The organism is Streptomyces sp. NBC_00005, assembly GCF_045160215.1.
GTDB lineage: Bacteria > Actinomycetota > Actinomycetes > Streptomycetales > Streptomycetaceae > Streptomyces.
Genome location: NZ_CP108316.1, coordinates 6,739,958 through 6,765,277, shown reverse-complemented (window position 1 = coordinate 6,765,277; position 25,320 = coordinate 6,739,958). Strand labels below are relative to the sequence as shown.

General features: G+C 69.3%; 21 protein-coding genes. 15 read left to right on the top strand and 6 right to left on the bottom strand.

From position 1 onward, the window contains the following. Positions 1–40: 40 nt before the first annotated feature. Entirely contained in the window at positions 41–1,198 is a 1,158-nt protein-coding gene (locus tag OG303_RS31135) for an acyl-CoA dehydrogenase family protein (RefSeq protein WP_405877576.1), read from the bottom strand. Between the two features lie 107 nt (positions 1,199–1,305). Next, positions 1,306–1,899 (bottom strand): TetR/AcrR family transcriptional regulator, encoded by a 594-nt coding sequence (locus tag OG303_RS31130; protein ID WP_405872517.1) that lies wholly within the window; start codon positions 1,897–1,899, stop codon positions 1,306–1,308. A 95-nt stretch (positions 1,900–1,994) separates the two neighbouring features. On the opposite strand from OG303_RS31130, the gene OG303_RS31125 reads away from it, so the two are divergent. The 10 genes from OG303_RS31125 to OG303_RS31080 all read left to right on the top strand — a co-directional run bounded on the left by OG303_RS31125 (position 1,995) and on the right by OG303_RS31080 (position 15,075). Further along, positions 1,995–3,611 (top strand): carboxyl transferase domain-containing protein, encoded by a 1,617-nt coding sequence (locus OG303_RS31125; protein WP_405872515.1) that lies wholly within the window; start codon positions 1,995–1,997, stop codon positions 3,609–3,611. Between the two features lie 11 nt (positions 3,612–3,622). Next, positions 3,623–5,566 carry an acetyl/propionyl/methylcrotonyl-CoA carboxylase subunit alpha gene (locus OG303_RS31120; protein ID WP_405872514.1) on the top strand — a complete coding sequence of 648 codons (1,944 nt, stop codon included), beginning with the start codon at positions 3,623–3,625 and terminating at the stop codon, positions 5,564–5,566. Further along, positions 5,563–6,543 carry a hydroxymethylglutaryl-CoA lyase gene (locus OG303_RS31115; RefSeq protein WP_405872512.1) on the top strand — a complete coding sequence of 327 codons (981 nt, stop codon included), beginning with the start codon at positions 5,563–5,565 and terminating at the stop codon, positions 6,541–6,543. Before OG303_RS31120 ends, OG303_RS31115 begins: the two co-directional genes overlap by 4 nt. 5 nt (positions 6,544–6,548) lie before the next feature. Continuing rightward, positions 6,549–7,709, top strand: a complete 1,161-nt coding sequence (locus OG303_RS31110; RefSeq protein ID WP_405872511.1) for an acyl-CoA dehydrogenase family protein — start codon at positions 6,549–6,551, stop codon at positions 7,707–7,709. Between the two features lie 159 nt (positions 7,710–7,868). Next, positions 7,869–8,915 (top strand): ABC transporter substrate-binding protein, encoded by a 1,047-nt coding sequence (locus tag OG303_RS31105; RefSeq protein ID WP_405872510.1) that lies wholly within the window; start codon positions 7,869–7,871, stop codon positions 8,913–8,915. A 132-nt stretch (positions 8,916–9,047) separates the two neighbouring features. Then, a complete protein-coding gene (locus OG303_RS31100; RefSeq protein ID WP_405872509.1) occupies positions 9,048–9,881 on the top strand; it encodes a siderophore-interacting protein in 834 nt (277 codons plus the stop codon). Between the two features lie 167 nt (positions 9,882–10,048). Next, the gene (desA, locus tag OG303_RS31095; RefSeq protein WP_405872508.1) at positions 10,049–11,491 is read left to right on the top strand and encodes a lysine decarboxylase DesA; all 1,443 of its coding nucleotides are present in this window, start codon (positions 10,049–10,051) and stop codon (positions 11,489–11,491) included. Then, positions 11,475–12,761 carry a lysine N(6)-hydroxylase/L-ornithine N(5)-oxygenase family protein gene (locus tag OG303_RS31090; RefSeq protein ID WP_405872507.1) on the top strand — a complete coding sequence of 429 codons (1,287 nt, stop codon included), beginning with the start codon at positions 11,475–11,477 and terminating at the stop codon, positions 12,759–12,761. Before desA ends, OG303_RS31090 begins: the two co-directional genes overlap by 17 nt. Further along, the gene (locus tag OG303_RS31085) at positions 12,758–13,306 is read left to right on the top strand and encodes a GNAT family N-acetyltransferase (protein ID WP_405872506.1); all 549 of its coding nucleotides are present in this window, start codon (positions 12,758–12,760) and stop codon (positions 13,304–13,306) included. The genes OG303_RS31090 and OG303_RS31085 overlap by 4 nt, the downstream gene beginning before the upstream one ends. Beyond that, positions 13,303–15,075, top strand: a complete 1,773-nt coding sequence (locus tag OG303_RS31080; RefSeq protein ID WP_405872504.1) for an IucA/IucC family protein — start codon at positions 13,303–13,305, stop codon at positions 15,073–15,075. Before OG303_RS31085 ends, OG303_RS31080 begins: the two co-directional genes overlap by 4 nt. Positions 15,076–15,134: 59 nt before the next feature. On the opposite strand, the gene OG303_RS31075 is transcribed toward OG303_RS31080, so the two are convergent. After that, positions 15,135–16,733, bottom strand: coding sequence for a beta-N-acetylhexosaminidase (locus tag OG303_RS31075; RefSeq protein WP_405872503.1), 1,599 nt, complete (start codon positions 16,731–16,733; stop codon positions 15,135–15,137). Positions 16,734–16,815: 82 nt separating this feature from the next. On the opposite strand from OG303_RS31075, the gene OG303_RS31070 reads away from it, so the two are divergent. Beyond that, the gene (locus OG303_RS31070; RefSeq protein WP_405872502.1) at positions 16,816–17,703 is read left to right on the top strand and encodes a DUF4429 domain-containing protein; all 888 of its coding nucleotides are present in this window, start codon (positions 16,816–16,818) and stop codon (positions 17,701–17,703) included. A gap of 60 nt (positions 17,704–17,763) precedes the next feature. Here the strand turns inward: OG303_RS31070 and OG303_RS31065 are convergent, their stop codons facing one another. Next, positions 17,764–19,329, bottom strand: coding sequence for a fibronectin type III domain-containing protein (locus OG303_RS31065; protein ID WP_405872500.1), 1,566 nt, complete (start codon positions 19,327–19,329; stop codon positions 17,764–17,766). Positions 19,330–19,494: 165 nt separating this feature from the next. On the opposite strand from OG303_RS31065, the gene OG303_RS31060 reads away from it, so the two are divergent. Beyond that, on the top strand, positions 19,495–19,752 hold the full coding sequence (locus OG303_RS31060) for a hypothetical protein (RefSeq protein ID WP_405872498.1): 258 nt from the start codon (positions 19,495–19,497) through the stop codon (positions 19,750–19,752). A gap of 44 nt (positions 19,753–19,796) precedes the next feature. Further along, positions 19,797–21,614: a glutamine--fructose-6-phosphate transaminase (isomerizing) gene (gene glmS, locus OG303_RS31055; RefSeq protein WP_405872496.1), complete on the top strand. Its 1,818-nt coding sequence runs from the start codon at positions 19,797–19,799 to the stop codon at positions 21,612–21,614. 109 nt (positions 21,615–21,723) lie between these two features. Here glmS and OG303_RS31050 read toward each other — a convergent pair whose 3' ends face one another. After that, positions 21,724–22,290, bottom strand: a complete 567-nt coding sequence (locus OG303_RS31050; RefSeq protein WP_405872494.1) for a GPR1/FUN34/YaaH family transporter — start codon at positions 22,288–22,290, stop codon at positions 21,724–21,726. A gap of 186 nt (positions 22,291–22,476) precedes the next feature. Next, positions 22,477–23,004: a universal stress protein gene (locus OG303_RS31045; RefSeq protein ID WP_405872493.1), complete on the bottom strand. Its 528-nt coding sequence runs from the start codon at positions 23,002–23,004 to the stop codon at positions 22,477–22,479. A gap of 310 nt (positions 23,005–23,314) precedes the next feature. Between OG303_RS31045 and OG303_RS31040 the strand changes: the two genes are divergently transcribed. Both OG303_RS31040 and OG303_RS31035 read left to right on the top strand, forming a co-directional pair. Next, positions 23,315–23,647 carry a hypothetical protein gene (locus OG303_RS31040; protein ID WP_405872491.1) on the top strand — a complete coding sequence of 111 codons (333 nt, stop codon included), beginning with the start codon at positions 23,315–23,317 and terminating at the stop codon, positions 23,645–23,647. 378 nt (positions 23,648–24,025) lie between these two features. Further along, positions 24,026–25,258, top strand: a complete 1,233-nt coding sequence (locus tag OG303_RS31035) for a helix-turn-helix domain-containing protein (RefSeq protein ID WP_405872490.1) — start codon at positions 24,026–24,028, stop codon at positions 25,256–25,258. Positions 25,259–25,320: the final 62 nt, after the last annotated feature.

Here is a 25,320-nt window from a genome sequence, read left to right as displayed (position 1 = left end):
CAGTTGTACCCGCCAGTAATTTCTTGGGGTTTCGCGGACCTTACAGGCCCATGTCCTTGGCGATGATCGTCTTCATGATCTCGCTGGTGCCACCGTAGATGCGGTTGACGCGGTTGTCCGCGTACAGGCGGGCGATCGGGTACTCGTTCATGAAGCCGTAGCCGCCGTGCAGCTGGAGGCAGCGGTCGATGACGCGGTGGGCGACCTCGGTGCAGAACAGCTTGGCGCTGGCGGCCTCGGCGGGGGTCAGCTCGTTCGCGTCGAGGGCCTCGAGGGCGCGGTCGACGACGGCCTCGGCCGCGTCCACCTCGGCCTGGCAGGCGGCCAGCTCGAACTTGGTGTTCTGGAAGGAGGCGACGGGCTTGCCGAAGACGGCGCGCTCCTGGACGTACTCCTTGGCGAACCGGACCGCGGCCTTGGCCTGCGCGTAGGCACCGAAGGCGATGCCCCAGCGCTCGGACGCGAGGTTGTGGCCGAGGTAGTAGAAGCCCTTGTTCTCCTCGCCGAGGAGGTCCTCGACGGGGACCTTCACGTCGACGAACGCCAGCTCGGCGGTGTCGGAGGTCTTCAGGCCGAGCTTGTCGAGCTTGCGGCCGATCGAGTAGCCCTCGGACTTGGTGTCGACGGCGAAGAGGGAGATGCCGTGGCGGCGGTCCTCGGCGGTCGGCGCGGAGGTGCGGGCGCAGACGATCACCTTGTCGGCGTGGACGCCGCCGGTGATGAAGGTCTTGGAGCCGTTGAGGACGTAGTGCGTGCCGTCCTCGGAGAGCTTGGCGGTGGTCTTCATGCCCGCGAGGTCGGAGCCGGTGCCCGGCTCGGTCATCGCGAGGGCCCACATCTCCTCGCCGGAGACGAACTTCGGCAGGAAGCGCTTCTTCTGCTCGTCGGTGGCGAGCATCTTGATGTAGGGCAGGCCGAGCAGCACGTGCACACCGGAGCCGCCGAACTGGACGCCCGCGCGGGCGGTCTCCTCGTACATCACGGCTTCGAACTTGTACGAGTCGATGCCGGCGCCGCCGAACTCCTCGTCCACGCGGATGCCGAAGATGCCGAGCTCGGCGAGCTTGTAGTAGAAGTCGCGCGGCGCCTGGCCGGCCGCGAACCACTCGTCGTAGACCGGGACGACCTCGGCCTCGATGAAGGCGCGCAGGGTCTCCCGGAACGCCTCGTGGTCCTCGTTGAACACCGTACGGCGCACCGCCGCCACCTCCACCTGAATCAAGGGTCCATGTCTAAGCGCTTGCTCAGAACATCAAGGTACCGGCGGGTAGGGAGAGGCGTCCAGAGGAGATCCCGTAACGCTCGTCACGCCGCCGCGGCCGCGAAGGCGCCCCTGGCCATCCGGTGCAGCAGCTCCGCCGTCGCACCCCGGCCGGGCAGCGGGCCGGGGCGGCCCAGGTGCGGGGTGGAGTTCAGCAGACCGAAGACGGAGTGGACCGCGGAGCGGGCGGCGGGCTCGGCCAGATCCGGGTAGAACGCGCGCAGGGTCTCCACCCACAGCTCGACGTACTGCCGCTGCAGCTGCCGCACCAGCTTGCGGTCGCTGTCCCGGAGGCGGTCCAGCTCACGGTCGTGCAGGGTGATCAGGGGACGGTCGTCGAGCGCGAAGTCGATGTGCCCTTCGATGAGCGAGTCGAGGACCGCCTCGGGGGCAGTCCCGTCGGCCTCCTGCAGGCGCCGCTTCGCACCCGTCAGCAGCTGGCCGCTGATCCCCACCAGCAGCTCGGCGAGCATCGCGTCCTTGCCCGCGAAGTGGCGGTACAGACCCGGGCCGCTGATGCCGACCGCGGCACCTATCTCGTCGACTCCGACCCCGTGGAAACCGCGCTCGGCGAACAGCCGCGCGGCCTCCTTGAGGATCTGCTCGCGGCGGGTGGGGGCGTCGGTTCTGGTGGCCATGGAAGCAATTCTAGACACGGAGGTTAGCGGTCGTTAACCTGAAGGAAATGGTTAACGCTCATTAACAGTCGATCACTGGGTGAGGGGACCGCAGGATGCACGAGGCACCGGAGCTGACGAGCGCGGCAGATCCCGCGTCGGAGGCCTGGCGGGCCAACGAGGCGGCGCACCGGGCGCTCGTCGACGAGCTGCGCGGCAAGCTGGCCGCGGCCCGGCTCGGCGGTGGCGAGAAGGCGCGGGCCAGGCACACCGCGCGCGGGAAGCTGCTGCCGAGGGACCGGGTGGACGCGCTGCTCGACCCCGGCTCTCCCTTCCTCGAGTTGGCCCCGCTCGCCGCGGACGGGATGTACGACGGGGCGGCCCCGGCCGCCGGCGTCATCGCCGGGATCGGGCGGGTCAGCGGGCGCGAGTGCGTGGTCGTGGCGAACGACGCCACCGTCAAGGGCGGGACGTACTACCCGATGACGGTGAAGAAGCACCTGCGCGCCCAGGAGGTGGCCCTGGAGAACCGCCTCCCCTGTGTCTACCTCGTCGACTCCGGGGGCGCCTTCCTGCCCATGCAGGACGAGGTCTTCCCGGACCGTGAGCACTTCGGGCGGATCTTCTACAACCAGGCGCGGATGTCCGGCGCCGGCATTCCGCAGATCGCCGCCGTCCTCGGGTCGTGCACGGCGGGCGGGGCGTATGTGCCCGCGATGAGCGACGAGGCCGTGATCGTCCGCAATCAGGGGACCATCTTCCTGGGTGGGCCTCCGCTGGTGAAGGCGGCCACCGGTGAAGTGGTGACCGCCGAGGAGCTCGGCGGCGGCGAGGTGCACGCGCGCGTCTCCGGCGTCACGGACCACCTGGCGGAGGACGACGCGCACGCGCTCCGGATCGTGCGGAACATCGCCGCCACGCTCCCCGCGCGCGGGGCACTGCCCTGGGAGGTCACGCCCACGGCGGAACCCAAGGTCGATCCATACGGTCTCTACGGCGCCGTGCCCGTCGACCCCCGCACCCCCTACGACGTCCGCGAGGTCATCGCGCGCGTGGTCGACGGTTCCCGTTTCGCGGAGTTCAAGGCCGAGTTCGGGCAGACCCTGGTCACCGGCTTCGCCCGGATCCACGGGCACCCGGTCGGGATCGTCGCCAACAACGGCATCCTGTTCTCCGAGTCCGCCCAGAAGGGCGCCCACTTCATCGAGCTGTGCGACCAGCGCGGCATCCCACTGGTGTTCCTGCAGAACATCTCGGGGTTCATGGTCGGCAAGGACTACGAGGCCGGCGGCATCGCCAAGCACGGCGCCAAGATGGTCACGGCCGTGGCCTGCACCCGCGTGCCGAAGCTGACGGTCGTGGTCGGCGGGTCGTACGGCGCGGGCAACTACTCGATGTGCGGCCGGGCCTACTCCCCCCGCTTCCTGTGGATGTGGCCCGGCGCCAAGATCTCCGTCATGGGCGGCGAGCAGGCCTCCTCGGTCCTCGCGACCGTCAAGCGCGACCAGTTGGAGGCGCGCGGCGAGTCCTGGCCGGCGGACGAGGAAGAGGCCTTCAAGGCGCCGATCCGCCGGCAGTACGAGCAGCAGGGCAACGCCTACTACGCCACCGCCCGCCTCTGGGACGACGGCGTGATCGACCCGCTGGAGACCCGCCAGGTGCTGGGCCTCGCGCTGACCGCCTGTGCCAACGCGCCGCTGGGTGAGCCCCAGTTCGGCGTCTTCCGGATGTGAGGAGGGGACCCATGTTCGACACAGTGCTCGTGGCCAACCGGGGCGAGATCGCCGTCCGCGTGATCCGTACGCTCCGTTCGCTGGGCGTGCGCTCGGTGGCCGTCTTCTCCGATGCGGACGCCGACGCACGCCACGTCCGGGAGGCCGACACCGCGGTACGGATCGGTCCGGCTTCGGCGTCCGAGAGCTATCTGTCCGTGGAGCGCATCCTGGAGGCGGCGGCGCGCACGGGCGCGCAGGCCGTGCACCCCGGATACGGCTTCCTCGCGGAGAACGCGTCGTTCGCGCGCGCGTGCGCCGACGCCGGGCTGGTCTTCATCGGACCGCCGGCCGACGCGATCTCCCTGATGGGCGACAAGATCCGCGCCAAGGAGACGGTGAAGGCGGCCGGGGTGCCGGTCGTCCCCGGGTCGAGCGGCAGCGGGCTTTCCGACACCCAACTCGCCGATGCCGCCCGGGAGATCGGGATGCCGGTCCTGCTGAAGCCGTCGGCCGGCGGTGGCGGCAAGGGCATGCGGCTGGTCCGGGACGCTGCGGTACTGGCGGACGAGATCGCCGCCGCCCGTCGCGAGGCCCGCGCCTCCTTCGGCGACGACACGCTCCTCGTCGAGCGGTGGGTCGACCGGCCCCGGCACATCGAGATCCAGGTCCTGGCGGACGGCCACGGAAACGTGGTGCACCTGGGCGAGCGCGAGTGTTCCCTGCAGCGCCGGCACCAGAAGATCATCGAGGAGGCGCCCAGCGTGCTCCTCGACGAGGCCACGCGCGCGGCGATGGGCGAGGCGGCCGTGCAGGCGGCCCGCTCGTGCGGGTACCGGGGCGCGGGCACGGTGGAGTTCATCGTCCCCGGCAGCGACCCGTCCTCGTACTTCTTCATGGAGATGAACACCCGCCTCCAGGTGGAGCACCCGGTCACCGAGCTGATCACGGGGCTCGACCTGGTGGAGTGGCAGCTGCGGGTGGCGGCGGGCGAGCAACTGCCGTACAAGCAGGGCGACATCACGCTCACCGGGCATGCGGTGGAGGCCCGCGTCTGCGCGGAGGACCCTGCGCGCGGATTCCTGCCGTCGGGCGGCACGGTGCTCAGGCTGCACGAACCCCAGGGCGACGGCATCCGCACCGACTCGGGGCTCAGCGAGGGCACGGAGGTCGGCTCGCTCTACGACCCGATGCTGTCCAAGGTGATCGCGTACGGGCCGGACCGTGAGACGGCGCTGCGGAAGCTCCGGGCGGCCCTCGCCCGGACGGTGACGCTGGGCGTGCAGACCAATGCCGGGTTCCTGCGGCGGCTGCTGGCCCATCCGGCGGTCGTCGCGGGCGAGTTGGACACGGGACTGGTCGAGCGGGAGGTGGACTCGCTCGTGCCGGCCGACGTACCGCAGGCGGTCTACGAGGCGGCTGCGGCCGTACGTCTGGAGGCGCTGAAGCCCCGCGCCGAGGGATGGACGAACCCCTTCTCCGTGCCGAGCGGCTGGCGGCTCGGCGGCACGCCCAGGTCCGTCGCCTTCCCCCTCCGAGTGCCGGGACTCGAACCCGTCACTCATGCCATGAACGGCACCCACACCGTCACCGAGGACACCGTGTCCGTCACTCTCGACGGCGTCCGCCACACCTTCCACCGCGCCGCCGACTGGCTCGGCCGGGACGGCGACGCCTGGCACGTGCGCGACCACGACCCGGTCGCCGCGTCCCTCACGGGCGCGGCGCACGCGGGCGCCGACTCGCTGACCGCGCCGATGCCCGGGATGGTCACGGTCGTGAAGGTCGCCGTCGGGGACGAAGTGAGCGCCGGTCAGAGCCTGTTGGTCGTCGAGGCGATGAAGATGGAGCACGTCATCTCCGCCCCGCACGCCGGCACGGTCGCCGAGCTGGACGTCACACCGGGCACGACGGTCGCCATGGACCAGGTACTGGCGGTCGTCGCACCGCACGAGCACGAGGAGGTAGCGACATGACCGTAGAGGATCCCCCCGGTCTCCCCATGTCCGTCCCGGCCCAGGACCTGCCCGCGCGGGTCAGGATCCACGAGGTCGGCGCACGCGACGGTTTGCAGAACGAGAAGGGCACGGTCCCGACGGAGGTCAAGGCGGAGTTCATCCACCGTCTGGCCGACGCGGGCCTCACCACCATCGAGGCGACCAGCTTCGTCCACCCCAAGTGGGTGCCCCAACTGGCCGACGCGGAGCAGCTGTTCCCGCTGGTGCGGGACATCAAGGGCGTGCACCTGCCCGTTCTCGTCCCCAACCAGCGGGGCCTCGACCGGGCCCTCGCGCTCGGCGCCGGCCGTGTCGCGGTCTTCGCCAGCGCCACCGAGTCCTTCGCCAAAGCCAACCTCAACCGCACGGTGGACGAGTCGCTGGCCGTGTTCGACCCCGTCGTCAAGCACGCCAAGGACGCGGGCGCCCATGTGCGCGGCTACGTCTCGATGTGCTTCGGCGACCCCTGGGAGGGCGCCGTCGCGCTCCACCAGGTCGCGCGCGTCTGCACGGCACTGAGGGACATGGGCTGCGACGAGCTGAGCCTCGGCGACACCATCGGCGTCGCGACCCCGGGACACGTGCTCGAACTGCTCGCTCTCCTCAACGAGGAGGGCGTGCCGACCAATGTCATCGGCGTCCACTTCCACGACACGTACGGCCAGGCGCTCGCCAACACGTACGCCGCCCTGGAACACGGCGTCACCACCATCGACGCCTCCGCGGGCGGCCTCGGCGGCTGCCCGTACGCCAAGTCCGCCACCGGCAATCTCGCCACCGAAGACCTCGTGTGGATGCTTCAGGGGCTCGGCATCGACACCGGAGTCGACCTCGGCCGCCTCGTCGCCACCAGCGCGTGGATGGCCGACCGTCTGGGCCGACCCAGCCCGTCCCGCACCGTCCGAGCCCTGTCCCACAAGGACACCGAGGCCGCCGAGGCCACTGAGGAGCAGTGACCGTCATGGACTTCCGTCTCTCCCCCGAACTCGAAGAACTGCGCCGTACCGTCGAGGCGTTCGCGCACGACGTCGTGGCGCCCAAGATCGGCGAGTTCTACGAGCACCACGAGTTCCCCTACGAGATCGTCCGCGAGATGGGCCGCATGGGCCTGTTCGGGCTGCCGTTCCCCGAGGAGTACGGCGGCATGGGCGGCGACTACCTGGCACTGGGCGTGGCCCTGGAGGAACTGGCCCGCGTCGACTCGTCGGTGGCCATCACCCTCGAAGCCGGCGTCTCGCTGGGTGCCATGCCGATCCACCTCTTCGGCACGGACGCGCAGAAGCAGGAGTGGCTCCCCCGCCTCTGCTCCGGCGAGATCCTGGGCGCCTTCGGGCTGACCGAGCCCGACGGCGGCTCGGACGCGGGCGCGACGCGTACGACGGCCCGCCTCGACGAGTCGACGGACGAGTGGGTGATCAACGGCACCAAGTGCTTCATCACCAACTCGGGCACGGACATCACGGGGTTGGTGACGGTCACGGCGGTCACCGGCCGCAAGCCGGACGGCAAGCCGCTGATCTCCTCGATCATCGTCCCGTCGGGCACACCGGGCTTCACGGTGGCGGCCCCGTACTCGAAGGTCGGCTGGAACGCCTCGGACACCCGCGAGCTGTCCTTCGCCGACGTCCGCGTCCCGGCGGCGAACCTCCTGGGCGAACAGGGCCGCGGTTACGCCCAGTTCCTGCGCATCCTCGACGAGGGCCGTATCGCCATCGCGGCGCTGGCGACGGGCCTGGCGCAGGGCTGCGTCGACGAGTCCGTGAAGTACGCGAAGGAGCGGCACGCCTTCGGGCGCCCGATCGGCGCCAACCAGGCCATCCAGTTCAAGATCGCCGACATGGAGATGAAGGCCCACACGGCCCGGCTGACCTGGCGGGACGCTGCGGCCCGGCTGGTGTCGGGCGCCCCCTTCAAGAAAGAGGCGGCGCTGGCGAAGCTGTACTCGTCGACGGTCGCGGTGGACAACGCCCGCGACGCCACCCAGGTCCACGGCGGCTACGGCTTCATGAACGAGTACCCGGTGGCCCGCATGTGGCGCGACTCCAAGATCCTGGAGATCGGCGAGGGCACCAGCGAGGTCCAACGGATGCTGATCGCACGGGAGTTGGGGTTGGTGGGCTGACGCCGCCCGCAGAGAGGCAGTCGCAGAGACGCAGCTCACAGGACGGCTGCGAGTTCGGGCCCGGAACGCCCCCACCCCTGGACATCGACTGAGGTTAGGCTAACCTACGTTCGAACTTGTCCGGCGGGCGTTCCGCCCCGTTCGAAAGCAGCCATATCCATGTCCAATGCCCGTGCCAGCCACTTCACCCGCCGCGGCATCCTCGCCGCCGGCGGCGCCCTCGGCCTCGGGGCCGCGCTCGCGGCCTGCGGGGACGACGACGCGAAAAGCGGGGGCTCGAGCGACGAGACGGCTGCCGCCAAGTCCGGTCCGTGGTCGTTCAAGGACGACCGCGGTACGACCGTGAAGCTCGACAAGGTGCCCGCGAACATCGTCGCGTTCACCGGTGTCGGCGCCGCGCTCTACGACTACGGCATCAGCGTCAAGGGCGTCTTCGGCCCGACCAGGACCACGGACGGCAAGGCCGACGTCCAGGCCGGCGACATGGACATCACCAAGGTCACGATCCTCGGCAACGTCTGGGACCAGTTCAACGTCGAGAAGTACGCGGCCCTCGCGCCCGACGTGCTCATCACCACGATGTTCGACAACGCCGGCACGCTCTGGTACGTCCCCGAGGCCTCCAAGGACAAGATCGCCAAGCTGGCCCCCAGCGTCGGCATCTCCGTCTACGACCGCCAGTTGACCGAGCCGCTGCAGCGCATGTGGGCGCTCGCCCAGTCGCTCGGCGCGGACATGAAGGCGGCCAAGGTCACGGACGCCAAGAAGAAGTTCGAGGAGGCCGCCGCCCGCCTGCGCAAGGCCGCGAAGGCCAAGCCCGACATCAAGGTGATGGCCGGTTCCGCGAGCGACGCGCTCTTCTACGTCTCCGGCACGAACCTCTCCATCGACCTGGAGTACTTCAAGGCGCTCGGCGTGAACTTCGTCGAGCCCCCGGAGAAGGCGAAGGCCAAGGGCGGCGGCTGGTACGAGTCGCTGAGCTGGGAGAACGTCGACAAGTACGCGGCGGACATCATCATGATGGACGACCGGTCCTCGACGATCCAGCCGGCCGACATCACCAAGGCCACCTGGAAGAAGCTGCCCGCGGTCAAGGCGGGGCAGGTCATCCCGCGCTCGCCCGAGCCGATTCTGTCGTACGAAAAGTGCACGCCGCTTCTCACCAACCTCGCCGAGGCGTTGGAGAACGCGAAGAAGGTCAGCTGAATCAGGGTGGCCGGGGGCGTGGGTGAACTGCGCTCCGTCGTGGCTGGTCGCGCCCGCGCGGCCCAGCCGCAGGTCGACGCAGCTCCGCGCCCCTGAAAGCGCCGCCCTCCCCCATGTTTTCAGGGAGCCCTCATGACCACGGCCGTAGCCGCACCGTTTCGTTTCTTCTCCCTTCGAGTCGCGCGGACGCGGCGGCTCGGACCGTCTCTGGTGCGCGTGACCTTCACCGGGGAGGATCTGCAGCACTTCTTCTCCGACGGACACGACCAGTCGCTGTCGCTGTTCCTGCCGCACCCCGACCAGCGCGAGCCCGCCGTTCCGTACGAGCTCGGTGACGGCTGGTGGCAGGCCTGGCGTGAACTCCCCGACGGCGTACGGGCGGTGATGCGCTCGTACACCCTGCGCTCGCTGCGCCGCGATCCCGACGAGATCGACATCGACTTCGTCCTGCACACTCCGGCCGGACCCGCCTCGCGGTGGGCCGCCCGGGCCTGTGCCGGTGACCGCGTCGTGTTGCTCGGGCCGGCGGTCGCGGACAACAGGGCGATCCGGTTCCGGCCGCCCGAGGACACCGATCTGACGGTGATCTGGGGCGACGAGACCGCTCTGCCGGCCGTTTCGGCGATCCTCGAGTCGTTGCCGGCCGACGCCCGCGTCCGGGTGTGGCTGGAGGTGCACGACGCCGGGGACATCCAGGATCTGGCGACCGAGGCCGACGCCGAGATCACCTGGCTGATCGAGGACGAGGACCGCGTCGAGGGGTCCCCCATGGCCCTCGACGCCCTCCGCGACGCCCAACTCCCCTCCGCCGAGCGGCCGTACGTCTGGATCGCCGGCGAGTCCGGGTGCGTCAAGGCGCTGCGTCGGCACTTCGTGCGCGAGCGCGGCATCGACCGACGGCGTGTCACCTTCGTCGGCTACTGGCGCCAGGGGATGACCGAGGAACAGCTGCGCGCCGCCGAATAGCGGTAGTTGAGGCAGTCGACACGGACGAGGCAGACGTGACCACGGTCACGGCAGGGGCTACCCTCATCCAGTCACTTAGGTTAGGCTCACCTAAGTAAATGCACGGCAAAGCCGAGGTTCCGCCCTCTCCCGTCCCGCACGGACCGTCCCACCGGAGGACCCGCACCATGCGCTCGCACCTGCTCAATGACACGACCGCGGAGCAGTACCGCCGCTCCGTGACCGAAGGCGTCGAGCGGGTGGCGGCCAAACTCGCCGCCACCAAGCGCCCGTTCACCGGCGTCACGGTCGACGCCCTCGCTCCCCGTATCGAGCAGATCGATCTCGACGCCCCGCTGCTCGACACCGCGGCCGTGCTCGACGAGCTGGAGGACGTCTACCTCCGCGACGCGATCTACTTCCACCACCCCCGCTATCTCGCCCACCTCAACTGCCCGGTGGTCATCCCGGCGGTGCTCGGCGAGGCCGTCCTGTCCGCCGTCAACTCCTCCCTGGACACCTGGGACCAGTCGGCCGGCGGCACCCTGATCGAGCGCAAGCTCATCGACTGGACGACCGCCCGCATCGGTCTGGGCCCGGCCGCCGACGGTGTGTTCACCTCCGGCGGCACCCAGTCCAACCTGCAGGCCCTGCTGCTGGCCCGCGAGGAAGCCAAGACGGACACGCTCGCCAAACTGCGCATCTTCGCCTCCGAGGTCAGCCACTTCAGCGTGAAGAAGTCCGCGAAACTGCTGGGCCTCGGCCAGGACTCCGTCGTGTCGATCCCGGTCGACCACGACAAGCGGATGCAGACCGTCGCCCTCGCCCGCGAGCTGGAGCGCTGCCGCAAGGACGGCCTCGTCCCGATGGCCGTCGTCGCCACCGCCGGCACCACCGACTTCGGCTCCATCGACCCGCTGCCCGAGATCGCCGAGCTGTGCGGCCAGTACAACACCTGGCTGCACGTGGACGCGGCCTACGGCTGCGGGCTGCTCGCCTCGCTCAGGTACCGGGACCGTATCGAGGGCATCGAGCGCGCCGACTCGGTCACCGTCGACTACCACAAGTCCTTCTTCCAGCCGGTGAGTTCGTCCGCCGTACTGGTGCGGGACGCCGCCACCCTGCGGCACGCGACCTACCACGCGGAGTACCTCAACCCGCGCCGTATGGTCCAGGAGCGCATCCCCAACCAGGTCGACAAGTCCCTGCAGACCACCCGCCGCTTCGACGCCCTCAAGCTGTGGATGACGCTGCGAGTGATGGGCGCCGACGGCATCGGCGAACTCTTCGACCAGGTCTGCGAGTTGGCGGCCGAAGGCTGGAAGGTCCTGGCCGCCGACCCCCGCTTCGACGTCGTGGTGCAGCCCAGTCTCTCCACCCTCGTCTTCCGCTACATACCGGCCGCCGTCACCGACCCGGCCGAGATCGACCGCGCCAACCTGTACGCCCGCAAGGCCCTGTTCGCCTCCGGCGACGCGGTGGTCGCGGGCACCAAGGTGAGCGGCCGTCACTACCTGAAGTTCACCCTGCTCAACCCCGAGACGACGACCGAAGACATCGCCGCCGTCCTCGACCTGATCGCCGGCCACGCCGAGCAGTACCTGGGAGAGTCCCTTGACCACGCTTCCTGAGCCCACTGGTTCCGCCCCGAAGACCTACGACTTCGTGGGCATCGGGCTCGGCCCCTTCAACCTCGGCCTGGCCTGTCTGACCGAGCCGATCGACGAACTCGACGGCGTCTTCCTGGAGTCGAAGCCGGACTTCGAGTGGCACGCGGGCATGTTCCTGGACGGTGCCCACCTCCAGACCCCGTTCATGTCGGACCTGGTCACCCTCGCCGACCCGACGTCCCCGTACTCCTTCCTGAACTACCTCAAGGACCAGGGCCGGCTGTACTCGTTCTACATCCGCGAGAACTTCTATCCGCTGCGGGTCGAGTACGACGACTACTGCCGCTGGGCCGCGAACCGGCTCAGCAGCGTCCGCTTCAGCACGACGGTCACGGAGGTGACGTACGAGGACGGGCACTACCTCGTCCGCACCGGGGCCGGTGACGTGTACCGCGCCCGTCACCTCGTCCTCGGCACGGGCACCCCGGCCTACGTCCCCGAGGCGTGCCAGGGCCTGGGCGGCGACTTCATCCACAACTCCCGCTATGTGCAGCACAAGCAGGAGCTGCAGAAGAAGGAGTCGATCACTCTGGTCGGCAGTGGCCAGTCCGCCGCCGAGATCTACTACGACCTGCTCAGCGAGATCGACGTCCACGGCTACCGGCTGAACTGGGTGACGCGCTCCCCGCGCTTCTTCCCGCTCGAGTACACCAAGCTGACGCTGGAGATGACGTCCCCGGAGTACATCGACTACTACCGGGAGCTGCCGGAGGCCACCCGCTACCGGCTGACAGCTGAGCAGAAGGGCCTGTTCAAGGGCATCGACGGCGACCTGATCAACGAGATCTTCGACCTGCTCTACCAGAAGAACCTCGGCGGCCCCGTCCCCACCCGCCTGCTCACCAACTCCTCGCTGAACAGCGCGCGTCACGAGAACGGCACGTACACCCTCTCCTTCCGCCAGGAGGAGCAGGAGAAGGACTACGAGCTCGACTCGCAGGGCCTGATCCTGGCCACCGGCTACAGGTACGCCGAGCCGGAGTTCCTCAAGCCGGTACGGGACCGGCTGCGCTACGACTCCCAGGGCAACTTCGACGTCGCCCGCAACTACTCCATCGACAGCACGGGCCGAGGCGTCTTCCTGCAGAACGCCGGCGTGCACACCCACAGCATCACCAGCCCCGACCTGGGCATGGGTGCGTACCGCAACAGCTACCTCATCCGTGAGCTGCTCGGCACCGAGTACTACCCGGTCGAAAAGACCATCGCTTTCCAGGAGTTCGCTGTATGACCTTCGCCTTCCGCCCCCTCGACCCCCTCAACGACGCCGAACTGCTGCACACCTGGGTGACGCACCCCAAGGCGGCCTTCTGGATGATGCAGGACGCGAAACTGGAGGACGTCGAGCGCGCCTACATGGAGATAGCGGCCGACGAGCACCACCACGCGCTGCTGGGGCTCGACGAGGACGGCGTGCCCGCCTTCCTGATGGAGAAGTACGACCCCGCGCACCGCGAACTGGTCGGTCTGTACGAGCCGTTGCCCGGCGACGTCGGCATGCACTTCCTGACCCCGGCCACCGACACGCCCGTCCACGGCTTCACCCTTTCCGTCATCACCGCCGTGATGGCGCACCTCTTCGAGGACCCGGCGGCGCAGCGCGTCGTCGTCGAGCCGGACATCACCAACAAGGCCGTCCACGCCCTGAACGAAGCCGTCGGATTCGTCGCCGAGCGCGAGATCCAGAAGCCGGAGAAGAAGGCGTTGTTGAGCTTCTGCACCCGGGAGCACTTCCTGAACAGGCACGGCCTGGTCGCCACGGGGGTGTCCGCATGAGCCTCGCCGACGCCGTCGCCCACCTCTCCCCCGAACGCTGGGAGAAGGCCAACCGCCTCCTGATCCGCAAGGCCCTCGCCGAGTTCGCGCACGAGCGGCTGATCACTCCCGAGGCCACCGGTGAGGACCAGTACGTCGTCCGCAGCGACGACGGCCTGACCCGCTACCGCTTCGCCGCCACCCGCCGCGCCCTCGACCACTGGCAGGTGGACGCCGAGTCCATCACCCGCCACCGTGACGGCGCCGAACTCCCGCTCGCCGCACTGGACTTCTTCCTCGAGCTGAGGAAGGCGCTGGGCCTGAGCGACGCGATCCTGCCCGTCTATCTGGAGGAGATCTCCTCCACCCTCTCCGGCACCTGCTACAAGCTCACCAAGCCGCAGGTCCCGGTCGCCGAGCTCGCCAGGAGCGGCTTCCAGGACATCGAGACCGGAATGACCGAGGGCCACCCCTGCTTCGTCGCCAACAACGGGCGGCTCGGCTTCGGCATCCACGAGTACCTGTCGTACGCCCCCGAGACCGCGAGCCCGGTCCGCCTGGTGTGGCTGGCCGCGCACCGCTCGCGGGCCGCGTTCACCGCGGGCGTCGGGATCGAGTACGAGACCTTCGTACGCGACGAGTTGGGCGAGCAGACGGTCGAGCGCTTCGACGGCGTCCTGCGCGAGAAGGGCCTCGACCCCGCCGACTACCTGCTCATCCCCGTCCATCCCTGGCAGTGGTGGAACAAGCTCACCGTCACCTTCGCCGCCGAGGTCGCCCGTGGCCACCTCGTCTGCCTGGGCGAGGGCGACGACGAGTACCTGGCCCAGCAGTCCATCCGGACCTTCTTCAACCGGTCCCACCCCGAGAAGCACTATGTGAAGACGGCCCTGTCCGTCATCAACATGGGCTTCATGCGCGGACTGTCGGCCGCCTACATGGAGGCCACCCCCGCCATCAACGACTGGCTGGCCCAACTCATCGAGGGCGACCCGGTGTTGAAGGACACGGGCTTGTCGATCATCCGCGAGCGGGCCGCCGTCGGCTACCGGCACCTGGAGTACGAGAAGGCGACGGACCGCTACTCGCCGTACCGCAAGATGCTCGCGGCGCTGTGGCGCGAGAGCCCCGTGCCCGGCCTCCAGGACGGCGAGTCCCTGGCCACCATGGCCTCCCTCGTCCATGTCGACCACGAGGGCGCGTCCTTCGCGGGCGCGCTGATCGAGCAGTCGGGCCTCGCGCCGGCTCAGTGGCTGCGCCACTACCTGCGGGCGTACTTCACGCCCCTCCTGCACAGCTTCTACGCCTACGACCTGGTCTACATGCCGCACGGCGAGAACGTGATCCTGGTCCTGAAGGACGGCGTGGTGCAGCGCGCGATCTACAAGGACATCGCCGAGGAGATCGCCGTCATGGACCCGGACGCGGTGCTGCCGCCGACGGTCGAGCGGCTGCGCGTGGAGGTCCCGGAGGACAAGAAGCTGCTGTCGATCTTCACCGACGTCTTCGACTGCTTCTTCCGCTTCCTCGCCGCGAACCTCGCCACCGAGGGGATCCTGGAGGAGGAGGACTTCTGGCGGACGGTCGCGGACGTCACCCGCGAGTACCAGAAGTCGCTGCCCGAACTCGCCGACAAGTTCAAGCAGTACGACATGTTCGCGCCCGAGTTCTCGCTGTCCTGCCTCAACCGGCTCCAGCTGCGCAACAACGAGCAGATGGTCGACCTGGCGGACCCGTCGGGCGCCCTCCAGCTGATCGGAACCCTGAAAAATCCCGTCGCGGGGTTCTGATCAAGCGAACGGGCACCCCGGAGTACGGTCCTCCGGGGTGCCCGTTCCGCATGTGCACCCTACCGAGCGGGCCAGGTCACCTGCGGCGACCGGTAGTAGCCGATCCCCAGTGCGTCCCACCGCGGCCCCTGCGCCGCGAGCCGCACCTTGTAGGTGTCCCAGTCGTGGGTGGAGGCAGGCGACCAGCCGAGTTCGGCGGCACCGGCCAGACGCGGGAAGACCATGTAGTCGATGTCCGCGTCCGTCACGATCGTCTCGCTCCACAGGGGCGCCTCGACCCCCTTGATCGACGAACTCGGCGCTCCGGCAAGGTAGTTGCCAGGATCCCAGTCGTACGACCGCTTCACGTCCACCAGGCCGGCCCAGTCCTGGCCGAGCGGGGTGTCCTCGGTGTACTTCATGTCGAGGTAGATCCGGTCGGCGGGCGAGAGGACGAGCCCTGTCCCGTTCTGCGCGGCCTTGACGACCTGCGCCTTCTCCGCCGCGTCGGTGTCGTCCAGACCCCAGTACTGCGCGAGCGCCCCCTTGGCCGGGTGCGCGCCGGTCAGCTGGTGCCAACCCATCACCGTCTTGCCGTACTTGGCGACGATCGGCTGCACCCGGTCCATGAACTTCACGTAGTCCTCATGGCTGGTGGAGTGCGCCTCGTCGCCGCCGATGTGGAGGTAGCGGCCCGGCGTGATCGCGGCCAGCTCGCGGATGACGTCGTCCACGAAGTCGTACGTGAGGTCCTTGTCGACGCACAGCGAGCTGAACCCGACGTCGGTGCCCGTGTAGAGCGGGGGCGCCACGCCGTCGCAGTTCAGGTCGGCGTACGAGGCGAGGGCCGCGTTGGTGTGGCCGGGCATGTCGATCTCGGGGACGACCTCGAGATAGCGGGAGGCCGCGTACCGGACGATCTCCTTGTAGTCGGCCTTGGTGTAGTAGCCGCCCTGGCCGCCGCCCACCTGGGTCGAGCCGCCGTAGGTCGTCAGCCGCGGCCAGGAGTCGATCGCGATGCGCCAGCCCTGGTCGTCGCTGAGGTGCAGATGCAGCTTGTTGACCTTGTAGAGGGCCAACTCGTCGATGTAGCGCTTGACCTGGGTGACGGTGAAGAAGTGGCGGGAGACGTCGAGCATCGCGCCGCGGTAGGCGTAGCGCGGGTTGTCCTTGATCGTGCCGCCCGCGACCAGCCACGGTCCCGGCTGTACGGAGTTCTTCTCGACGGCCGCCGGGAGCAGCTGGCGCAGCGTCTGGACGCCGTGGAAGAGGCCGGCGGGCTCGGCGGCGGTGATGGTGACGCCCTTGCCGCCGCTGTCGAGCCGGTAGCCCTCGGCGCCGAACGGGCCCTTGGCCAGCCGGAGTTGGATGCCGCCCCCGCCGTGCGTGGTGAGGGGCAGGCGGTAGCCGGTGGAGGGCCGCAGGATGTCCGCGAGGTACTCGCCGACCCGGCGGGCCGCATGCGAGTCGTCCACGCGGATGTGCGTGTCACGGGTGATGCGGTACGACGCTCCCTGCGGGTCGACCGACGCGGGTGCCGGAACCACCCGGCCGAGCGGGGACGACTTCGTCTCCGGCGCCGGTGCCGCACCGGCGGTGAAGGCGCCCGCCGCCGCGACGAGCAGCAGGGACCCGAGGACCCGGGCCACACGGGGAGTCGTTCTGTGGTGCCGTCTCACAAGCACTCCCTTCGGCAGTGATCAACACTGACCAGAATTGGTAGAGACCACTCTGCCGCAGAACCGATGGAACAATCACCCCATGGCGGAAATCATCCAGAAGGACGGCACGTGGGCCTTCGACGGCGACGCCCTTCGCCTGACGCCGGGGCGGGACAGAAACGTCAGCCTGCTCCGCCGGACCCTGGGTGAACTCGTCGTCCCGCTGGGGGCGTTGGCGGGGGTCTCGTTCGAGCAGGGCAGGAAGTCGGGGCGGCTCAGGATGCGGCTGCGGGACGGCGCCGACCCGCTGCTGCACGCGTCCGGCGGCCGGCTCACCGAGCCCAACGACCCCTACCAGCTCCTCGTCGAGTCCGACCGCTACGGCGTCGCCGAGTACTTCGTGGACGAGGTGCGCAACGCCCTGCTGCTGGACGAGGTGCCCTCGGACCCGGTGACCGAGTACCTGCTGCCGGGCCCGCCCGTCCCGCTGTCCGTGGCCGCCGGGGACGGCGCCGCGAGCTTCGACGGCGAGCACATCCGCCTGGAGTGGAACTGGAAGACGGAGGACGCCAAGGCCGCCGCCGGCACCCGCACACTGGCGGTCGCGGACCTCACGGCCGTGGAGTGGCACCCCGCGGCCGGCCTGGAGAACGGCTGTCTGCGCTTCACCGTACGCAACGCACCCACCAAGGCGCCGCCCAAGTACGACCCCAACTCCGTGGAGCTGTGGGGCTTCAAGAAGGACCCGCTGATGGCACTGGTCGCGGCGGCCGTGCAGGCGCGGCTTCCGCACCCGGCGGCGGCCGTGACGGACGTACCGCCTCTCGAAGCGCCCGCCCCCCAGCAGCTCGCACCCGCCGACCGGCGCGAGCACGGCCACGACGCGCTGCTGCGGCGGCTGCGGGAGCTCGGCGAGCTGCACCGCACGGGTGTCCTCACGGACGAGGAGTTCCAGCTGGCCAAGCAGGCGATCCTCAAGCGCATGTGAGGACCGCCCGCCCCGTGTGCGCCCCGCCTTCCGGGCGCACGAACAGCCCTGTGCAGGGCCTTACTTGGCCTTGCGCGCCACCGTGAAGTGGTCGATCCGGTCACCGGTCTCGGCGATGCCCGACACCTTCAGCCTGGCGTAGTGCCCCCTCGCGGCGGGCTCGACGTCCACGCGCAGGAAGGAGTAGTTGAGGTAGCGGACCCGGGACCAGGCGACGGTCTCGTTCTGCTTGCCGCCCTTGAGGTTGATGAAGGAGGCGACGGACTCGACCTCGTTCTCGTGACCCTCGTAGGAGTCCGGCGCGGTGAACGCATACAAGCTGCGGCCCGCGGCGCCCGCCGTCACGTAGACGACACCCTCGGTCTCGGGGTACGCGGTCTCGCCGATCGGCAGCTTCTTGGCGACCTTGTTGCCCTTGATGACGTCGGTGCGCTCGTACTGGTGGTTGTGGCCGTTGATGACCAGGTCCACCGTGTACTTCTCGAACAGCGGCACCCACTCCTGTCGCACGCCCCCCTCCGAGGCGTGCGCCGTGGAGGTGCAGTACGCGCAGTGGTGGAAGAACACGACGATGAAGTCGATGTCGTGCGCGGCGCGGTACTTCTTCAGCTGCGCCTCGAACCACTTGGTCTGCGTGCCGCCCGAGATGCCGAGGTTGGCCGGGATCTCGAAGGAGACGTCGTTCGGGTCCAGCGAGATGATCGCCGTGTTGCCGTGGACGAAGGAGTAGACGCCCGGCAGGTTCTTCTTGTCCGGCCCGTTGTCGGGCAGGGAGAAGCGGGCCTCCTCGCCGCCGTAGCCGTTCGGCGAGTACCAGGCCTCCATGTCGTGGTTGCCGTAACTCACCATCCACGGCACGGACTTGGCGACCGACTCGGTCTGGGCGAGGAACTGGTCCCACACCCGCGAGTCGAAGCCGGTGTCGGAGGACTGGCCGGATCCGGACGGGTCGGCGTAGGCGATGTCGCCGGCGTGCAGGTGGAAGCTCGGGTTCTGGCCGAGGATCAGGCTGTCGTTGGCCAGGCCGTGGTAGCTGACGCCCTGGTCGCCGAAGGCCGTGAAGGTGAACGGCTCCTTGTGCGAGGGCGCGGTGGTGAAGGTGCCCAGGGTGCCCAGCAGGTGCGGCTCGGCGGGGTCGAAGCCCTGGTGGCCGACGCCGTAGTAGTACGTCCTGCCGGGGCGCAGGTGGCTGAGCTTGGCGTGGACGTAGTACTGCGTGTGGTCGGCGCTCGCGCCGACGCCGGCCGGCGTGTAGAGCGTGCGGACCTCGGCCTCGATCTTGCGCGAGAGGTCGAAGGGGTGGGCGCCGATGCGGATGAAGGGCTTCTTCACCGCGACCGGGACCTGCCACGAGACGGTCATCTCGGTGCGTGCGTCGTTGCCGTAGGCGAGGTGGCGGCCGAAGGGGGCGACGAGCGAGCCGTCCACCGTCTCCGTGGCGGGAGCCGTGCGCGTCGTCGGCACCGCGGCCTGGGCGGTGGCACCCGGCACGAACGCGCCACCCGCGACGGCGCCGATCGTCACGGCGCCGCCTCTGATCATGTTGCGCCGCGAGAATCTCGCGCGCAGGTACTCGTGCTGCTCGGCCATGCTCATGCGCTCGGCCAGCTGCTCCGGTACACCCATACGAGGAATGTCCATGGCGTCTGAAACTCGTCGACTTCAGCAACGCGGCGCAAGACACAGGGTGGACAGCTTACGAACAGAGGTTCATAAGAGCATCAACAGGGTTCTGCCCGATATCGGGCAGGATTCTTGCGAAACCGTCGGCGGTGGCTCAGGATCTACCGGGTGCACGACGAACTTGTTGATCACTTGACGCGGTCCACACCCCTCAACAGGGGTGAGGCACTGCGGGTGATCCAGGAGGTTCTCGCCTACTTCGACGAGACGACCGAGGAATACGTCCGTCGCCGCCACCGCGAGCTGCAGGCCCAGGGCCTGGTGAACGCGACGATCTTCGAACGGATCGAGGCGGACCTGAAATACCGGGCGGTCGCACCGCCGGAGCTTACGCTCAGGCAGCTGCGCCGCATCGTCTACGGCTGAATCGGATACGACTGGTTCGCCCACGACCGAGGGACACAATCTGTATGTGCGGAATTGTCGGATACATCGGGAAGCGTGATGTGGCCCCGCTGCTGCTCGAGGGCCTGCAGCGGCTGGAGTACCGCGGCTACGACTCGGCGGGCATCGTCGTCACCTCCCCGAAGACGGCGGGCCTGAAGATGGTCAAGGCCAAGGGCCGCGTGCGCGACCTGGAGGCCAAGGTCCCGGCCCGCTTCAAGGGCACGACCGGCATCGCCCACACCCGCTGGGCCACCCACGGCGCCCCCTCCGACGTGAACGCACACCCGCACATGGACGCCGAGGGCAAGGTCGCCGTCGTCCACAACGGCATCATCGACAACGCCTCCGACCTGCGCCGCAAGCTGGAGGCGGACGGCGTCGAGTTCCTCTCCGAGACCGACACCGAGGTCCTGGTCCACCTGATCGCCCGCGCCCAGGGCGAGACGCTGGAGGACAGGGTCCGCGAGACCCTGCGGGTCATCGAGGGCACGTACGGCATCGCCGTCATGCACGCCGACTTCGCCGACCGCATCGTGGTGGCTCGAAACGGCTCCCCGGTGGTCCTCGGCATCGGCGAGAAGGAGATGTTCGTCGCCTCGGACATCGCCGCGCTGGTCGCCCACACGCGGCAGATAGTGACTCTCGACGACGGCGAGATGGCCACCCTCAAGGCCGACGACTTCCGTACCTACACCACCGAGGGCACCCGGACCACGTCCGAGCCGACCACCGTGGAGTGGGAGGCCGCGTCGTACGACATGGGCGGCCACGACACCTACATGCACAAGGAGATCCACGAGCAGGCCGACGCCGTGGACCGCGTGCTGCGCGGCCGCATCGACGACCGCTTCTCCACCGTGCACCTCGGCGGCCTGAACCTGGACGCCCGCGAGGCCCGCCAGATCCGCCGCGTGAAGATCCTCGGCTGCGGCACCTCGTACCACGCGGGCATGATCGGCGCCCAGATGATCGAGGAGCTGGCCCGCATCCCCGCGGACGCCGAGCCGGCCTCCGAGTTCCGGTACCGCAACGCGGTCGTGGACCCCGACACCCTGTACGTGGCCGTCTCCCAGTCCGGCGAGACCTACGACGTCCTCGCGGCCGTCCAGGAGCTGAAGCGCAAGGGCGCGCGGGTCTTCGGCGTGGTCAATGTCGTGGGCTCGGCGATCGCACGCGAGGCGGACGCGGGGATCTACGTCCACGCGGGCCCCGAGGTCTGCGTCGTCTCGACCAAGTGCTTCACCAACACCACGGTCGCCTTCGCCTTGCTGGCCCTCCACCTGGGCCGCACCCGCGACCTCTCGGTCCGCGACGGCAAGCGGATCATCGAGGGCCTGCGCAGGCTGCCGGAGCAGATCACCGAGATCCTTCAGCAGGAGGAGGAGATCAAGAAGCTGGCCGAGCAGTACGCCGACGCCCGCTCGATGCTCTTCATCGGCCGCGTCCGGGGCTACCCGGTGGCCCGCGAGGCCTCCCTGAAGCTGAAGGAGGTCTCGTACATCCACGCCGAGGCCTACCCGGCCTCCGAGCTCAAGCACGGCCCGCTGGCCCTGATCGAGCCGGCGCTCCCCACGGTCGCGATCGTCCCCGACGACGACCTGCTGGAGAAGAACCGTGCGGCCATGGAGGAGATCAAGGCCCGCAGCGGCCGCATCCTCGCGGTGGCCCACCAGGACCAGGAGAAGGCCGACCAGACGATCGTCATCCCGAAGAACGAGGACGAGCTGGACCCGATCCTCATGGGGATCCCGCTCCAACTCCTGGCGTACCACACGGCTTTGGCCCTCGGACGGGACATCGACAAGCCGAGGAACCTCGCCAAGTCGGTGACGGTCGAGTAGCGACCGCCGTTCCCTTTCTCCGAACATGAACGACCCCCTGTGCGCCACCTGCACAGGGGGTCGTTCCTTCAGGGACCGGAGCCGCCCAATACCCCGGCCCGCCGCTGCGTCAGCCGGTGGCCGTCACCCCCCGGCCGGCAGCGCGCCGGGGAAGAACCGTCGGCCAGTGGGCCAGCGCGGCCGTCGCCGCGTACCAGGCCACCGCCCCCGCCGCCACGGCGAACCAGCCGCCGACCTTCGCGAGACTGCCGTTGTCCGCGAACTGTGCGATCGCGAGGAACACGAGGGAGACGAAGAGCAACCCGTAGGTGCCCTGGGTGAGTTGGTCCCCGCCCGCGAGGGTCAGGGTGAGGGTCACGAGGGCGAACAGCAGCAGGAAGAGTCCCGCCGCGTTGGCGGACACGGTGTCACCGGCCGCGAGGGCCCAGGTGAACCACAGGGCGCCGAGCGCCGCGTAGGCCGTACCTGTCGGCACGTCACGGTCGCGGAAGGCGAACAGACCGGCGACGAAGAGCGCAACGCCGCCTACGTAGTGGGCCAGTGATACGGCGTCAGCGGCCGATACACCATTGATCGCGTCGGTGTGTCCGAGTCCGAAGGCCAACAGGGTGATACCCAGGGCGAGTCGGCCGACCACGGTAGTGGTTCCGCTTCCCGCGGAGACGTCGTTGTCCACGGCGGGGCTCCCTTCGTGCATGTGCAGTTGTGCGGTGACCGATATATGCCCTTCACAAAGGCACAAACACCTCTACGCACGAGTAGGTTCGCAGGGCACGCAAAGAAGGCCGATGCTTCCCACGGCTCATCTCACCTGGGACAACGGGGAGTTACGGAATCACAACGACGGAAGCGCGGAGCCCGACTACGGGATCACGATGACCGGCCGCTTCGCCCGCTTGGCGAGCCGCCCGGCGACGGACCCGAAGAGGCGTCCGACGATGCCGTGCGTGGAGCCCACGACGATCGCGTCCGCCTCGTACTCCCGCCCCACCTCTTCGAGTTCGTGGCAGATGTCGCCGCCGCGCTCGACCAGGATCCAGGGCACCTCGGCCAGATATTCCGCACAGGCGAGCTCGAGCCCGAGGACCTCGGTGCGGTGGTCCGGCACGTCGACGAAGACCGGTGGCTCGCAGCCGGCCCACACCGTGGTGGGCAGCCGGTTGGCGACGTGGACGATGATCAGGCCCGATCCGGAACGGTGGGCCATGCCGATCGCGTAGGCGAGGGCGCGCTCACTGGACGTGGAGCCGTCGAAGCCGACGACGACGCCGTGCTTGAACGCTGGATCGCAGGAATGACGTGACTCTTCCGCCGCCTGGGGCTCGGCCGCCGTGGGATCGGCGACGGGCCGCTTGCGGTCCGCGGGTTCGAAGAATTCGTGACCGGCCATGGCTGTCTCGGGGTTTTGATCCTTTATGGGAGGGACGACAGTGTGCGGCGGAGCTGTGTCCGGGAATCATCTTCCCAACCCCATACCCCCAAGGGTACGGCGGCACGCCTCCTAAGCCCAGATCCCGCCCACGGTGCGTGGGGGTTCCAGGGAGCATGCACGAGGGGGCGCCCGTAACGCAATGCTTGCTGCGCTGTACAGGCGGTTTGCACAGGATTCACTTGCCCGACGGCCGCTGCGGCGGGGGCGTACAGTGACCGACCGGTCGAACACGCGTTGAACACCGTGACCCAGGCCCCAGGGAGCACGCATGTCCGGACCGCAGCCCACCCCCGAGACTCCCGGCACGACCACCCCGCCCCAGGACACCGCGACCGACGTCGTCCGCTGGGCGGCCTTCAGCTGCGTCCTCGTCCCCGTGGTCCTCCTCTGGTACGGCAGCTCCCTCGCCGGCGCCACGGGCACGGCCTTCGGTCTCGCCGCCGTCACCGCCGTCTGCCGCCTCCTGCTGCGCCAGTCCGAACGCGGCGCGGCCCACCCTCCGGCCGAGGGGTACACGTCCCGTCGGGGCCGCCATCACAGGAGCGGCACGGGTGCTCACAGAGGCGGGCGTCACACTGGGGGAAATACACCGGTCGGTTGACCGGTTTCCGCGCACGCGCCCGACGCTTTTCAGCCAACTTCCGGCCACCGCGCATCCCTTGCCCGAACCACCCCCCAACCCCCGTTCCACCTGCACGGAAAGGGGCTCGGGGGGCCCGCGTACCCTACGGGGATTGGCCACTGCGACAAGGCGCACTTCCCTGCACGGCCCACGAGTGCAACGCTTCGTGATCGAATGCTTCACGCCAAGTTGCCATGTCGACAATGTGCCGGTTGCCTAACTGGGTCACCCCGGCACCACGGGACACAGTAGATTCGATCTTGACGTCTTACGGCGGGGGACTCGTGCAGGACCGAGGGGAAACGTGCAGGAGCGACACAACCGAGGAGCCGCGACCACCGAGGGGGGCTTAGCAGTATGAGCCACGACTCCACTGCCGCGCCGGAAGCCGCGGCCCGGAAGCTTTCCGGGCGACGCCGCAAGGAGATCGTCGCGGTGCTGCTGTTCAGCGGCGGCCCCATCTTCGAGAGTTCCATACCGCTGTCGGTGTTCGGAATCGACCGCCAGGACGCCGGCGTGCCGCGCTATCGACTGCTGGTGTGCGGGGGCGAAGAAGGCCCGCTGCGGACCACCGGAGGGCTGGAACTCACCGCGCCGCATGGCCTGGAGGCGATCTCGCGCGCCGGCACGGTCGTCGTACCGGCCTGGCGCTCGATCACGTCTCCGCCGCCGGAGGATGCGCTCGACGCACTGCGCCGGGCGCACGAGGAAGGCGCCCGCATAGTCGGGCTGTGCACCGGCGCCTTCGTGCTCGCGGCTGCGGGCCTGCTGGACGGCCGCCCCGCGACCACCCACTGGATGTACGCGCCGACGCTGGCCAAGCGTTACCCGTCGGTGCACGTCGATCCGAGAGAACTCTTCGTCGACGACGGCGACGTGCTGACGTCCGCCGGGACGGCGGCCGGAATCGATCTCTGTCTCCACATCGTGCGGACGGACCACGGCAACGAGGCGGCCGGTGCGCTGGCCCGTCGTCTGGTGGTCCCGCCGCGCCGCTCGGGCGGTCAGGAGCGCTACCTCGATCGATCTCTACCAGAGGAGATCGGCGCCGACCCGCTCGCCGAGGTCGTCGCCTGGGCGCTGGAGCACCTCCACGAGCAGTTCGACGTGGAGACCCTCGCCGCGCGCGCCTACATGAGCCGTCGTACGTTCGACCGCCGCTTCCGGTCCCTGACCGGCAGCGCGCCGCTGCAGTGGCTGATCACCCAGCGGGTGCTGCAGGCGCAGCGGCTCCTTGAGACGTCGGACTACTCGGTGGACGAGGTCGCGGGCCGCTGCGGCTTCCGCTCGCCGGTGGCCCTGCGCGGCCACTTCCGCCGTCAGCTGGGGTCGTCTCCGGCGGCCTACCGCGCCGCGTACCGCGCCCGCCGTCCGCAGGGCGACAAGCCGGCGGAAGTGGAGGGGACGACCGGGCCTGCGACGCCCGGCCCCTCGCTGCATCCGGAGGGCCCGGTTCCGCTGCAGAGCCGCCGGGCGGCGGCCAGCACGGTGGGTTCGGGACCGTCACTGGCATCCGCCGCCGCCGCGGAAAACGGACGTGAGGCCTACGCGGGCCGAGCAAGCGTGCCGGGGCAACGCAGCGGTACGTGAGCCGGAGAGGGCAGCGGCACATGAGCCGGAAACGGTGCATCTCGAACGCCGGACGGGCACTT